Source organism: Arthrobacter sp. SD1074B (assembly GCF_056780195.1).
The window spans coordinates 1,242,557-1,255,270 of record NZ_JBRAZT010000001.1 but is presented as its reverse complement, the minus strand read 5'-3'; the positions used below and the strand labels follow the sequence as shown (position 1 = coordinate 1,255,270).

The window sequence follows — 12,714 nt, the reverse complement described above, 5'->3', positions numbered from 1 at the left end:
GGCGGGCGAGGCTCAACGACCAATCGCGCAGAGGGCGTCTGCAAAAATGCACACAGCTCGGTCCCGGCTAGGCGAAGAAGTTGCCTCTGAGCTGCTCACTGAGCTGGCCGATTTCGGTCAGGAAGCCGTCGTGGCCGATCGGGGCTTCAATGAGGTGCACCGGCACCTCCCCCGGCAGGGCGCCGGCGAGTTCGCGGGACTGGGCCGGGAAGTACAAGCGGTCCGAGTCCACGGCCGCCACGAAGAATTCCGCGGTGGCCAGCGCAACAGCCTGTTCCAGGCTTCCCCGGCCGCGGCTGACGTCGTGGCTCATCAAAGCCTCGGTGATGGCGATGTAGCTGTTGGCATCGAAGCGGCGCACCAGCTTGTTGCCCTGGTGGTCCAGATAGCTCTCCACCTGGTAGCGGCCCCTGCCGGCCAGCGACCCGGCTTCCAGCGTGGCCTCGGCCGCCTGGGCCTTCCGGCCAAAGCGGCCGTCCAGCTCGGCGGCGGAACGGTAGGTGATGTGGGCGATCCGTCGGGCAAGGGCCAGGCCGGCGTCCGGTTCCGGGCCGCCGTAGTAGTCGCCGCCGTTGAAGTTGGGGTCCTGGCGGATCGCCAGGGTCTGGGCCTGGGCGAACGCGATCTGCTCGGCAGTGCTGCTGGCGCCTACCGAAATCACGGCGCAGCGCCGGACCCGGTCCGGGTAGCTGACCGCCCACTCGAGCGCACGTGCTCCCCCCAGCGAGCCGCCCAGCACGGCATACCAGCTGCTGATCCCCAGGGCGTCGGCGAGCCGCGCCTCGGCGGCAGTGCTGTCGCGGAGGGTGACCAGCGGGAAGCGCGAGCCCCAGGGCCGTCCGTCCGGGGCCGGCGTCGACGGTCCGGTGGAGCCGTAGCAGCCGCCGAGGATGTTGATCGACACCACGAAGTACTTGTCCGTGTCCACCGGGGCGCCCGGGCCGGCCAGCTGTTCCCACCAGCCCGGCTCCTCGCCGGCGCCGCGGGTGACGTGGGTGTCCCCGGTCAGGGCGTGCTCGATCAGCACGGCATTGGACGCGTCGGCGTTCAGCGTGCCCCAGGTCTCGTAGGCGAGGGTGACCTCCGGCAGGGTGGCGCCGGATTCAAGGGCCAGCGAACCGATGGGGAGGTACTGCACCGTCCCATCGGGAACAGCGGAGGTTTTGCTTTCGGGGACACCTGTACGGGTGACGGCAATCGTCATGTGAGGACCTAACTTCGCGCTTGCCCGCCGTCAGCTGACCGGCAGGCCAGGTCTTCACCCGGGGCACCCCGCCGCAAATGGAGGGTTGCCGGCCAGCAAGCCGGGGCTGTCACTGGCACTCATGACCTGCCTCGATTCTACGAAACCTGGCGGCGCAAGCGCGAAGATTGTGACGGCTGTGTGACCTCAGGCGTTTTTGGCTGCCCGGAAGCCGGCGTCGAGGTCCGCGATGATGTCGTCGATGTGTTCGAGTCCCACCGAGAGCCGGACCAGGCCGGGGTTGACGCCGGCCACGGTCTGCTGTTCCGGCGAGAGCTGGCTGTGCGTGGTCGACGCCGGGTGGATGACCAGGGACCGCACGTCGCCGATGTTCGCCACGTGCGAGTGCAGCTCGAGGGCGTCGACGAAACGCTTGCCGGCCTCCGCTCCCCCGGCCAGGTTGAAGGAAACGACGGCGCCGGTACCCTTCGGACCGTACTTGCGGCCACGCTCGTACCAGGGGCTGGAGGGCAGCCCGGCGTAGGCGACGGATTCGACGTCGGCCCTGGCCTCCAGCCATTCGGCGACCCTGAGGGCGTTGGCGACGTGCCGTTCCATCCGCAGGCTCAGTGTCTCGATGCCCTGGGCGATCAGGAAAGCGTTGAACGGCGAGACGGCGGAGCCGAGGTCGCGCAGCAGCTGGACCCGGGCCTTGAGGATGAAGGAGAGGTTGGCGCCCAGCGCCCCGTCCGCCCCGAGGTCCCGGGCGTAGACCAGGCCGTTGTAGGTGGGGTCCGGGGTGTTGAAGCCAGGGAAGCGCTCCGGGTCCTTGCCGAAGTCGAAGTTGCCGGAGTCGACAATCACGCCGGCGATCGCGGTGCCGTGCCCGCCGAGGTACTTGGTGGCCGAGTGGACCACAATGTCGGCACCCCACTCGATCGGCCGGATCAGGAACGGGGTGGAGAGCGTGTTGTCCACGATCAGCGGCACCCCGGCCCGGTGCGCCACTTCCGCGACGCCCTCGATGTCCAGCACGTCCTGCCGGGGGTTGGACACGACCTCGCCGAAGAACAGCTTGGTATTCGGCTGCACGGCATCGCGCCACTGCTCCAGGTCGTCCGGATCCGCGACGAAGGTCACCGAGATGCCGAATTTCTTCAGCGTGTGGGCCAGCAGGTTGTACGTGCCGCCATAGAGGCTGGGGCTGGCCACCACATGGTCCCCGGCCTCGGCGATGTTGAGGATCGCCAAGGTTTCGGCGGCCTGCCCGGAGCTGAGCAGGAGCGCCCCGAGGCCGCCCTCGAGGCTGGCAACCCGCTGCTCCACCGCGTCCTGGGTGGGGTTGCCGATCCGGGTGTAGATGGGGGCGAGCTCGGCGAGCGCGAAGCGGTTGGCGGCGCTTTCCGCGCTGGGGAAGACGAACGACGTCGTCTGGTAGATCGGCAGCGACCGCGCGCCGGTCGCGGAATCCGGCTCCTGGCCGGCGTGGATCTGGCGGGTTTCAAAGGACCAGGCGTTGGACATCGGAAGACTCCTGAATGACTGGGCACAGGCCGTTCCCGTCCTTCCGGGACCGGAACGGCTCTGGCGCCGCGCTTGCCTCCCGGCGGGCGCCGGAGGGCCAGGTCTTCACCCGGGGCACCCCACCGCGCAAGGAGGGTTGCCGGCCAGCAAGCCGGGGCTTGGTGCTGGCACTCATGACCTTGCTCCAGTTTAGGAAGGTTCGACGGCGGCTGGGTAGCTTTGTGACGAATATGAATTGTGGCCCGTCGGCCGGCCGTGCAGCCCTGGAAAATGACATCCCTTGTGGGTTAGGACACCCTAAGCTGAGAGCTCCATCACAAAGTGCCAAGATGAGGGCATGCGCATGGATCACGTCTCTTACGCCTGTGAACAAGATGGCCTCGCTGCCACCACCGAACGTATCGCGTCCGCCCTCGGGGTCGAAGCCGTCAAGGGCGGAGTACACCCCCGATTCGGGACCCGCAACATGATTATCCCGCTCGCCGGGCACAAGTACCTGGAGGTCGTGGAGGTCCTGGACCACCCTGCCTCGGACAAGGCGCCGTTCGGTCAGGCCGTCCGGGCCCGTTCTGCTGCCGGCGGCGGCTGGATGGGCTGGTGCGTCGAGGTTGACGACCTGGCACCCTTCGAGGAGCGCCTGGGCCGTTCGGCCGTCAACGGCAACCGCAAGTTCCCCGACGGCCGCGAACTGGTCTGGAAGCAGATCGGCATCCTGGGCCTGATCGCGGATCCGCAGGTCCCCTACATGCTCAAGTGGGAGGGCGACCCCGCCCTGCACCCGTCCAACGCCTACGAGAGCAGCGTCAAAATGTCTGCCCTCACCATCGCTGGCTCCGCCGAGCGTGTCACCGAGTGGCTGGGCGAACCGGTGGAGAAACCGTTGGAGGATGTGGACGTGAACTGGCTGGCCCCGCACGGGACGCCGGGCATCCTGTCCGTTACCTTCGAAACCGATTCCGGAGCCGTCACCATCTGACGCTTCCTGCCCGAAAAACTTCGGCCGCCAGCAGCGGGTGCCAACGATGCCACCTACCGCCGGCGGCCGAAACCCTTTAAACCGGTCGGCCGGCCGGCCCGTCAGCCCTTCAGCAGGTCCGGGTGGTGGACTTCGGCGACGTTGGGGTGCGCCCGGATCCGGTAGCGCAGGGCGTTGTCCCCATAAGTTTCCAGGATGGGGCTGTTAGTCGGGTCCACCGACAGGCCGCGGGCCTTGGCCTGGAAATCCTGGCTCACCGCGAGCCGGGGCATGGTCGCATCCAGTGCAGGGTTGTAGAAGAACGGCAAGGAAATCCTGTCAGTGCCGCGGAGCGGCGAGATCACCCGGTGCAAGGTGGCCTTGAGGTAACCGTTGGTGGCCAGCTCCAGCATCTCCCCGATATTCACAACGAAGGTTCCGGGCACCTGAGGCGCGTCGATCCACTTGCCTTGGTATTCGACCTGCAGCCCGCCCTTGCCGGGTTCGACAAGGAGAAGTGTCAGGACCCCGCCGTCGCGGTGGGATCCGACGCCCTGCATCGGTTCCGGATCTGACTCCCCCGGGTACCGCACGATCTTGAGAAGCGGGAAGGCCTGGTCGGCAAACGCCGCGTCGAAGGTATCCTCGGGCGCACCGAGGGACACCGCGAGTGCCCTCAGGAGGTCCAGGGAGATGGCGCTGAGGCGCTCGGTCCATTCGGTGACGATCTTCCGCATCTCAGGCAGGCATTCCGGCCACAGGTTGGGCCCCTCCAGCCGCCAGAAGTCAGCGACGCCCGGGCCGGGCTCCACGGTGTCGCGCTCGACGCCGATGTCGATCTGTTCGCGCCAGTCGACGGCGCCGTCCGTTATTTCGCCGCCAACGCGGGTGTAACCGCGGAACTGCGGGCTGTGGATGTTTTCGATCGCGAGCTTCTGGCTCTCGGGCAGCTCGAAGAAGCGGCGGGAGATATCGAGCATGGCGTCCGTGAGCTGCTGCGGGACGCCGTGACCGGCCAGATAGATGAATCCGACCTCGTGCATGGCGTCGCGCAACTCGTCCCGGAACCGGGAGGCCTTCTCAGGGCCCGCAGCCAGAAGCGAGATATCCAAAATGGGCAATGATTCGAGCGACAACTTCACATAATCCTTTGCAGCGAGTCTGGCAAGCCGAAGCCTGGACTAGCTCCAATGTTACGGACATGGCTTCGGCGGTGGTGAGTCTCGTGTCGAAATAAGTCACTTGGCTTGCGGCACCCGCGCAAGCGTCGGTCTCAGCCGAGGCCGATTGCCTTACCGAAGAGGCTGAAGCCGACGAAGGCCACGATGTCCAGCAGCGCGTGGGCGATCACCAGCGGCATCACGCGGCGCGTCTTCGTGTAGACCAGGGCGAAGATGACGCCCATGATGGCGTTGCCGATGAAGGGCCCGAAGCCCTGGTAGAGGTGGTAGCTGCCCCGCAGCATGGAACTGGCGAAGATGGCCAGCGGCATTCCCCAGCCGAACTTGCCGAGCCGGTCCAGCAGGTAGCCCACCACGATGACTTCCTCCACGATCCCGTGCCGGATCGCGGAAAGAATCAGCACCGGAACGGTCCACCAGTAGGAGTCCAGCGCGCTGGGAATGATCGCCGTCGTGATCCCCAGCGCCCGGCCGGCCGCGTACAGCCCCAGCGACGGTATGCCGATCAGCGCGGCGAGTCCGACGCCCTGGAGCAGGTCCTTGGCGGGCCGGGCGAAGTTGAAGCCCAGCTTCCGGAACGCCGAGGTCCCGGTGCCGGCGGCCAGGCCGGCGGGCCGGTGCTCGGTCAGGAAATAGATCACCAGCACCACGGGAACCAGGGCAAAGATAATGTCCAGCAGCTGGTAGGTGAGGTCGAAGTACTCGCGGCTGCTCTGCGAGCGGTTCAGCGTCGAGGTGCCCTGCGCCAGCGGCGCACGGGTCAGTTTGTCCAGCAACTGCACCACCGAGTACACCGCCGACTGCCCAAGCGACAGTCCCAGGACAATCCAAACTTCTAGCCGCAGCCGACGGCGGGAGGGAACCAACATGTTCCTATCTTGCCTGCCGTTGCCGGGAGTTGACTGCACGTGCCTATGCTGGGGCTGTGAGTGCGCCCGGGAGAATTTTTATGATCCGGCATGGCCAGTCCGCCGCCAACGCCGACACCTCGATCTACAACCGGGTGCCCGATTACCGGATCCCGCTGACGCCGCTGGGCGTCGAGCAGGCCACGGCCGCCGGCGAGCAGCTGCGCCGGCAGCTGGACGGGCAGCGGGTGTGCGTGTATGTCTCCCCATATTTGCGGGCCTACCAGACCCTGGAGGCACTGCAGCTGGGCTCGCTCACCGAACGCGTCATCGAAGAGCCGCGGCTGCGGGAGCAGGACTGGGCGAACTTCCAGATCGCCGGCGACATCGAGGACCAGAAGGAGCTTCGCAACGCCTACGGGCACTTCTTCTACCGGTTCCGGGAAGGCGAGTCCGGCTCGGACGTCTATGACCGGATCTCCTCGTTCATGGAGACCCTGTACCGGCACTGGTCCAAGCCGAACTACGCACCGAACGCGCTGTTCGTGACGCACGGGCTGACCATGCGGCTGTTCTGTATGCGCTGGTTCCACTGGTCGGTGGAGTACTTCGAGTCGCTGAACAACCCGGACAATGCCGAGATCCGCACCCTGCTGCGGACCAGGCAGGGCAAGTACGAGCTGGACAAGCCGTTTAGCCAGTGGGAGGACCGCCGGGTGGATGAGACCGTGCTGGACGCCCCGCCGATGTTTTTCTAAGCGCCGTCCGGGGCGCGCTTGAGCGCGATGACCTGGTGGAACTTGCCGCTCGGTCCGGTCTGTTCCGGCGCCTCACCGGCCCGGACCAGGTCCACGTTCGCCAGGCCCTGGCCGGCCAGGAACCCGGCGAGCTTGGCTGCCACGTCCTGCCACACCTCGTCCGCCCCGGCGCCGGGCTCCAGCTGCAGCCGGACCCGCAGTTCCGCCGGGCCGGACTGGACCAGCTGGCAACGGTGCATTCCGGGCGCGTCGTCGATCGGGGCGGTGATGGCCAGCGGCAGGACATTCACCGTTCCGCCGCGGGCGTTATCCAGGTGCAGCACGTCGTCGTGCCGGCCGGCGACCCGGACCGCCGGCAGCGGGTTGCCGCATTCGCAGGGGCCGGGCTTGGCGAGGACGGAATCGCCCAGGTCGTAGCGGATCAGCGGCTGGACCCGGTTGGCGAGGTTGGTCAACAGCACCGTGTGGGATGCCTTCCCTGGAGGCGTGGGCCGGTAGTCATCCTCCACCGGTTCCAGGATGACCCAGTCGCTGTTGACATGCAGCCAGCCGCGGGGACAGTCCAGGGCGATCGGACTGAACTCCGAAGCGGCGTACACGTTGTGCACCCTGCAGCCCAGCGCAGCGGCCAGCCGGGCCTGGTCGCCGAGGGACTCGCCGCTGGACTCCACCACCACGGGCCGGATTCGCAGGCGTCCCGCGTCCTGCTCCCCGGCCAGGAGTTCGAGCGCGCTGGGATAGCCCACAACAAGGGCCGGGTCGAAGTCGTTGAGCGCCTGCACCAGCGCCTCCAGCGGCTGCTGCACGGGAAACAGGCGGTAGGCGCGGCGGCGGCCCCGGCTGCGGCGCCGTTCGGACTCGAGCCACACGGCGCCGGCGAAATGGCCGCCGGCGCCGACCACCACGGCGGCACGGATTCCGCGCCGCAGCACGGCCAGCAGCACAGCCAGCGGCCGGCTGTCGGCCAGGGCGGTCCCGAAGGCCCGGATGCCCAGCGCCCGGTAGCAGGCGACGGCGGCGGGGTCGTGCACGAACAGTCCCGGATGCCCGGTGGTCCCGGAGCTGGTGCAGGCCAGATACCGGCCGCGGTAGCGGCTGCCGACCAGGGATGGGTCGGCCACGAAGGCTTCAAGGTCCGCCCGGGTCACGGCCGGATCGGTGACCCAGTCGTCGAACCGGGCCATCAGTTGCGGTTTGGTGACCGTCGGCAGGTCCCCCAGCGGGACATCCCCGAGCAGGAGGTCCCCGCGCAGGACGTCCCCGGCGGGCAGACCGCGGTAGAGCTCGCGGTAGAACGGGGAGCTGGTGCGGGCGTGGGCCACGAGGGCTGCGAGCCGGGCGTCCCGGCGACGGGACAGGGCGCGGGGGCCGCCGCGTTTGGCCAGCAGCAGATCGAGCACGATGCCCAGCTCCCTGGCGAACCCGGCCATGCTGTTTCCCCTCGCCCTCGGACGGTGGTCCGTCAGCGGGCGCGCACCCCGGCGCGCCAGACCGCGTGGGTGAGCGGCATGCCAGGCCGGTAGGCCAGGTGGGTTGCCGAGGGGGCGTTGAGCAGCTGCAGGTCAGCCCGGTGCCCGACGGCGATCGAGCCGACCGCGCGCTGCCCGTCGACGTCGTTGCCGGACTCCCGGCCCAGCGCCAGCGCACCGCCGAACGTCGCGGCGCGGACAGCCTCGTGCACGCTGAGCCGCATCTGCAGCACCGCGGTGGTGACGCAGAACGCCATCGAGCTCGTGTAGGAGGTGCCGGGGTTGCAGTTGGAGGCGAGGGCCACCTGCACCCCGGCGTCGAGCAGTTCCCGGGCCGGGGCCAACGGCTGCCGGGTGGACAGGTCGCAGGCCGGCAGGCAGGTCGCGACGGTGCCGCGCTCGCCCGCGCCGGCCGCCGATTCCCAGCCGGACCAGCTGTCGGCGAGGGCGTGGACGTCGTCGCGGGAGAGGTAGTTCACGTGGTCAACGCTCGCGGCCCCGAACTCGACCGCCAGCCGCACGCCGGGGCCCTCGCCGAGTTGGTTGCCGTGCACGCGCAGGCCCAGCCCCGCGTCCCGGCAGGCCGTCAGCACGCGGCGGGACTGGTCCTCGTTGAAGGCGCCGCGCTCGCAGAAGACGTCGGCCCAGCGGACATAGGGCAGGACGGCGGACAGCATCGGTCCGCAGACCAGGTCCGTGTACTCCTCGGCGTCCAGGCCCCCGGGGACCAGGTGCGCGCCGAGGTAGGTCACCTCATCTGCGACGGTGGAGGCGATCCGGGCGCTGCGGGCTTCGTTCTCCACATCCAGTCCGTAGCCGGTTTTGGTTTCAAGATAAGTGGTGCCCTGGGAGACCGCCTCGGCGACGCGTCCGAGCGCGAGCCGGGTGAGGTCGAAGTCGCCGGTGGTCCGGGTGGCGCCGGTGGTGACGGCGATGCCGCCGGCGCTGTAGTCCTCCCCCGCCATCCTGGCCTCGAACTCCGCGGTCCGGTCGCCGGCGAAGATCAGGTGCGTGTGCGAGTCCACCCAGCCGGGCAGGAGCGCGCGGCCGGCGGCGTCTACAGCGTCGTCGGCCGCCGGGGCGTCCGCGGCAGCACCGAGCCAGGCGATGCGTTCGCCCTCGATCACCACGGCCGCGTCCATCAGAACCCGGTGCTCCGCGTCCTGGGTCATCAGTTCGGCGATGTTGGTGATGAGGGTGCTCATGGGTCCATTCTTCAGCCCCGGATCGACATCCGGGTCGCTGCCAGGGCCGCGGCTGTCCGGGATGCCGGACTGTCGGCCGGAAACGGCTCCGCGGAGCCCTGGCCGGCGAGGATCAACCCGGCGGCCAGTTCGGCGATGCCCGAGGAGGTCTGGAAGCCGTAGCCGCCCTGGCCGGCGAGCCAGAAGAAGCCGGTGGCCTCGGCGTCGAACCCCACCACCGGGACGCCGTCGGAGGCCTCGGTCCGCAGGCCGGTCCAGGCCCGGCGGACGTCACCGATGCCCATCGTGGTGACGGCATTCAGCCGGGTGATCAGCGCCTCGATGTCGCCCGGGTGCGGCCGGGCGTCCTCCGGGCCGCTGGGCACGGTTTCGGACGGCGAGATCAGGACCTGCCGCCGCCCGTCCGGCCGGAAGTAGAAGCTGCCGGCCGACGCCACCATAGGGCAGCCCGGCGGGAGCGGGTGTTCGACGTCGACGATTGCGGCGGTCCGGCGGTAGGGCTGGAGGCCGAGCTTCTCGACGCCGCTGAGCACCGCGAATTCGTCGGCCCAGGCGCCGGCGGCATTGACCACGACGGCGGCTTCGAACCCTTCCTGCCCGGCGCCGAGTTCCCAGCCGGAGCCGAGGCGCTGCGCCGAGTGGACCCTGGCGCCGGTGATGATGTCCACGCCGCCCTCGACCGCCCGCTCCCGGTGGTCCTCCAGCAGCAGGGACGCATTACAGGCGAAGGATCCGGAGTCGAGGCCGGCGGCCTCGAACGAATCCGGCTTGAGCGCGGGGCAGATGTCCAGGGCCTCGGCGTGGCTGATCCGGTGCATAAAGCCGCTGGCCTGTTCCTGGACGTCTTCCTCGCTGCCGATCAGCATGAAGCGGCGCGGCGAGAGCACGGGCTCGGGCCGTGTGCCCTCCTTGGTGCCGATAAGCTCCAGCGTGCGCATGGTGAGCTCCTGGACCACGGGCGGCCCGTAGCTGGGGATCAGCTGGCGGGCCGAGCGCGCGGACGTGTGGTAGCCCAGCGACTGCTCGGCTTCGACCAGGGCCACGCTGCATCTGCCGGCAAGGGCGGAGGCAAGGGACAGGCCGGCTATGCCGCCGCCCACAATCACGACATCGTATTTAGCTGACATGCCTCCATCCTTGCACCCGGCAGGAGGCCGCGTCAGCACTTTCCGCTGTCCCGCTCTCCGCACACGCCGCCGGCGGTCGGGCCGCGGGCGGATCCGCCGCTACGCGGCCGCGGCCACCGTCTCGCGGCTGCGCACGAAGGCCTGGACGCAGCTTTCGACGTCGTCGGCGCTGTGCGCGGCGGAGAGCTGGACGCGGATGCGCGCGGCGCCCTTCGGCACGACGGGGTAGCTGAACGCGGTGACGAAGACGCCGTTGGCGAGCATCGCGTCCGCCACCCTGGCCGCCATCACGGCGTCGCCGAACATGACCGGGACAATCGCGTGTTCGCCGTCGAGCAGTTCGAAGCCTTCCTCGGCCATCCGGCGGCGGAAGAGCTCCGCGTTGGCGAAGAGCTTGCTGCGCAGTTCGCCGGAGTTTTCCACCAGGTCCAGGGCCTTCAGCGTGGCGGCGACGATGGCCGGGGCCAGCGAGTTGGAGAACAGGTAGGGGCGCGCCTTCTGCCGGAGCATGGCGATGACCTCACGCCGTCCCGAGACGTAGCCGCCGGACGCGCCGCCCAGGGCCTTGCCGAAAGTGCCGGTGTAGATGTCCACGCGGTCCGAGACGCCGGCGTGTTCCGGGGTGCCGGCACCGGTGGCGCCCATAAAGCCGACCGCGTGCGAATCGTCCACCATGACCATGGCGTCATACTTCTCGGCGAGGTCGCAGATTGCCTCCAGCGGGGCGAGGAAGCCGTCCATCGAGAAGACGCCGTCGGTGACGATGATCTTGCGGCGGGCCGGGTTCTCCTGGGTGCTGGCCTCGATCAGCCGGGATTCGAGGTCGGCCATGTCCTGGTTGGCGTAGCGGAAGCGCTGGGCCTTGCACAGCCGGATGCCGTCGATGATCGAGGCGTGGTTCAGCGCGTCGGAGATGACCGCGTCTTCCGGGCCGAAGAGCGATTCGAAGACGCCGCCGTTGGCGTCGAAGCAGCTGGAGAACAGGATGGTGTCCTCGGTGCCGAGGAACTTCGACACGCGTTCCTCAAGGGCCAGGTGCAGGTCCTGGGTGCCGCAGATGAAGCGGACGCTGGCCATGCCGAAGCCGCGGGAGTCCATGGCTTCCTTGGCGGCGGCGATGATTTCGGGGTGGTCCGCGAGCCCCAGGTAGTTGTTGGCGCAGAAGTTCAGCACGTCCGCGCTGCCCTGTCCGAGCTGGCCGGCCTTGATGTGGCTGGCCTGCGGGGAATCGATGTGCCGTTCGGTCTTGAACAGGCCGGCGGCGCGGATCTCGTCGAGTTCGTGCTGCAGCTGGTCCTTGATGGCTGAATACATGGGTTGGGCTCCTCAGCAGGGTCGAATTTTTGTACGGTACCGGAAACGGGCGGGGGCTAGAAGCCGGTCCAGTCGAGGACCACCTTGCCGCCGACGCCGGCGCGGGCGATGTCGAAGCCCTTTTCCCAGTCGGAGGCGGGCAGGGTGTCGGTGACGACGGCGGAGATGTTGGCGTGCAGCACCGGATTGGAGGAGAGCATGGCGCTCATGGCGTACCAGGTTTCGAACATCTCTCGGCCGTAGATGCCCTTCATGGTCAGCATGTGGGTGACGACCTTGCCCCAGTCGATGTCGATCGACTGGCTGGGCAGCCCCAGCATCGCGATCCGGCCGCCGTGGTTCATGTTGTCGATCATCTCAGGCAGCGCCGTGGGGTGCCCGGACATCTCCATCCCGATGTCGAAGCCTTCGCGCATGCCCAGTTCGCGCTGTGCGTCCTTGACCCGCGTGGTGGAGACGTCGATCGCGAGGTCGACGCCAAGCCGGCGGGCCAGGTCCAGGCGCGGGGCGGAGACGTCGGTTATGGCGATTTTCCGGGCCCCGGCGTGGCGGGCGACGGCGATCGCCATCAGGCCGATGGGTCCGGCTCCGGTGATGAGCACGTCCTCGCCGACCAGCGGGAAGCTCAGCGCGGTGTGCACGGCGTTGCCGAACGGGTCGAAGATGGCGCCGAGTTCCGGGGTCACGGACTCATCGTGGTGGACCCAGACGTTGGTTTCCGGGATGACGACATACTCGGCAAAGGCGCCGTCGCGCTGGACACCGACGCTGACGGTGTTGATGCACATCTGTTTGCGGCCGGCGCGGCAGTTGCGGCAGATCCCGCAGACGATGTGGCCCTCGCCGGAGACGCGGTCGCCGACCTTGACGTCCATCACGTCCTCGCCGGTCTCCACGACTTCACCGTAGAACTCATGGCCGGCGATCAGCGGTGCAGTGATGATGCCCTGCGCCCAGGCGTCCCACGACTGGATGTGCAGGTCCGTGCCGCAGATGCCGGTGGTCATGACGCGGATCTTCACGTCCCCGGGCCCGGTTTCCGGCTCCGGGCGGTCGACCAGTTCGAATCCCGCGTGGGCGCCGGACTTGTAGAGAGCCTTCATGGGCCTGCCTAACTGTGCTGGCCGCTCCCTGGCTGCGGAGCGGTGGT

11 protein-coding genes and 2 riboswitches are annotated in these 12,714 nt (G+C 68.6%); of the genes, 2 read left to right on the top strand and 9 right to left on the bottom strand.

From position 1 onward, the window contains the following. Positions 1–67 precede the first annotated feature (67 nt). Positions 68–1,204, bottom strand: coding sequence for a homoserine O-acetyltransferase MetX (gene metX / locus ACUYM2_RS05815; RefSeq protein WP_481599215.1), 1,137 nt, complete (start codon positions 1,202–1,204; stop codon positions 68–70). An 11-nt stretch (positions 1,205–1,215) separates the two neighbouring features. Continuing rightward, positions 1,216–1,331, bottom strand: a riboswitch (SAM riboswitch). A 59-nt stretch (positions 1,332–1,390) separates the two neighbouring features. Next, entirely contained in the window at positions 1,391–2,707 is a 1,317-nt protein-coding gene (locus ACUYM2_RS05810; protein ID WP_481599214.1) for a bifunctional o-acetylhomoserine/o-acetylserine sulfhydrylase, read from the bottom strand. A 63-nt stretch (positions 2,708–2,770) separates the two neighbouring features. Continuing rightward, a riboswitch (SAM riboswitch) is annotated at positions 2,771–2,886 on the bottom strand. 158 nt (positions 2,887–3,044) lie between these two features. Between ACUYM2_RS05810 and ACUYM2_RS05805 the strand changes: the two genes are divergently transcribed. Next, entirely contained in the window at positions 3,045–3,683 is a 639-nt protein-coding gene (locus ACUYM2_RS05805; RefSeq protein ID WP_481599213.1) for a VOC family protein, read from the top strand. A 101-nt stretch (positions 3,684–3,784) separates the two neighbouring features. On the opposite strand, the gene ACUYM2_RS05800 is transcribed toward ACUYM2_RS05805, so the two are convergent. Together ACUYM2_RS05800 and ACUYM2_RS05795 are read right to left on the bottom strand one after the other, a co-directional pair. Further along, positions 3,785–4,798, bottom strand: coding sequence for an isopenicillin N synthase family dioxygenase (locus tag ACUYM2_RS05800; protein WP_481599212.1), 1,014 nt, complete (start codon positions 4,796–4,798; stop codon positions 3,785–3,787). 137 nt (positions 4,799–4,935) lie between these two features. Beyond that, positions 4,936–5,712, bottom strand: a complete 777-nt coding sequence (locus ACUYM2_RS05795; RefSeq protein WP_481599211.1) for a CPBP family intramembrane glutamic endopeptidase — start codon at positions 5,710–5,712, stop codon at positions 4,936–4,938. 80 nt (positions 5,713–5,792) lie between these two features. Here ACUYM2_RS05795 and ACUYM2_RS05790 point away from each other — a divergent pair, with 80 nt between their 5' ends. After that, the gene (locus ACUYM2_RS05790) at positions 5,793–6,449 is read left to right on the top strand and encodes a histidine phosphatase family protein (RefSeq protein ID WP_479786029.1); all 657 of its coding nucleotides are present in this window, start codon (positions 5,793–5,795) and stop codon (positions 6,447–6,449) included. On the opposite strand, the gene ACUYM2_RS05785 is transcribed toward ACUYM2_RS05790, so the two are convergent. The 5 genes from ACUYM2_RS05785 to tdh form a co-directional block, all read right to left on the bottom strand. Then, on the bottom strand, positions 6,446–7,879 hold the full coding sequence (locus ACUYM2_RS05785) for a phenylacetate--CoA ligase family protein (RefSeq protein ID WP_481599210.1): 1,434 nt from the start codon (positions 7,877–7,879) through the stop codon (positions 6,446–6,448). The genes ACUYM2_RS05790 and ACUYM2_RS05785 overlap by 4 nt on opposite strands. A 32-nt stretch (positions 7,880–7,911) precedes the next feature. Beyond that, positions 7,912–9,123 (bottom strand): amidohydrolase family protein, encoded by a 1,212-nt coding sequence (locus tag ACUYM2_RS05780; protein WP_481599209.1) that lies wholly within the window; start codon positions 9,121–9,123, stop codon positions 7,912–7,914. Positions 9,124–9,134: 11 nt separating this feature from the next. Then, complete coding sequence (locus ACUYM2_RS05775; protein ID WP_481599208.1) at positions 9,135–10,250, bottom strand: NAD(P)/FAD-dependent oxidoreductase; 1,116 nt, start codon at positions 10,248–10,250, stop codon at positions 9,135–9,137. Positions 10,251–10,349: 99 nt separating this feature from the next. After that, positions 10,350–11,564: a glycine C-acetyltransferase gene (locus tag ACUYM2_RS05770; protein WP_481599207.1), complete on the bottom strand. Its 1,215-nt coding sequence runs from the start codon at positions 11,562–11,564 to the stop codon at positions 10,350–10,352. 56 nt (positions 11,565–11,620) lie between these two features. Beyond that, positions 11,621–12,667 (bottom strand): L-threonine 3-dehydrogenase, encoded by a 1,047-nt coding sequence (gene tdh / locus ACUYM2_RS05765; RefSeq protein ID WP_481599206.1) that lies wholly within the window; start codon positions 12,665–12,667, stop codon positions 11,621–11,623. Between the last annotated feature and the right edge of the window lie 47 nt (positions 12,668–12,714).

What these genes read in the sequence shown, in the direction of transcription:
- metX (WP_481599215.1), bottom strand. Translation starts at nt 1,204, where the DNA reads ATGACGATTGCCGTCACCCGTACAGGTGTCCCCGAAAGCAAAACCTCC.
- ACUYM2_RS05810 (WP_481599214.1), bottom strand. Translation starts at nt 2,707, where the DNA reads ATGTCCAACGCCTGGTCCTTTGAAACCCGCCAGATCCACGCCGGCCAG.
- ACUYM2_RS05805 (WP_481599213.1), top strand. Translation starts at nt 3,045, where the DNA reads ATGCGCATGGATCACGTCTCTTACGCCTGTGAACAAGATGGCCTCGCT.
- ACUYM2_RS05795 (WP_481599211.1), bottom strand. Translation starts at nt 5,712, where the DNA reads ATGTTGGTTCCCTCCCGCCGTCGGCTGCGGCTAGAAGTTTGGATTGTC.
- ACUYM2_RS05790 (WP_479786029.1), top strand. Translation starts at nt 5,793, where the DNA reads ATGATCCGGCATGGCCAGTCCGCCGCCAACGCCGACACCTCGATCTAC.
- ACUYM2_RS05785 (WP_481599210.1), bottom strand. Translation starts at nt 7,879, where the DNA reads ATGGCCGGGTTCGCCAGGGAGCTGGGCATCGTGCTCGATCTGCTGCTG.
- ACUYM2_RS05780 (WP_481599209.1), bottom strand. Translation starts at nt 9,123, where the DNA reads ATGAGCACCCTCATCACCAACATCGCCGAACTGATGACCCAGGACGCG.
- ACUYM2_RS05775 (WP_481599208.1), bottom strand. Translation starts at nt 10,250, where the DNA reads ATGTCAGCTAAATACGATGTCGTGATTGTGGGCGGCGGCATAGCCGGC.
- ACUYM2_RS05770 (WP_481599207.1), bottom strand. Translation starts at nt 11,564, where the DNA reads ATGTATTCAGCCATCAAGGACCAGCTGCAGCACGAACTCGACGAGATC.
- tdh (WP_481599206.1), bottom strand. Translation starts at nt 12,667, where the DNA reads ATGAAGGCTCTCTACAAGTCCGGCGCCCACGCGGGATTCGAACTGGTC.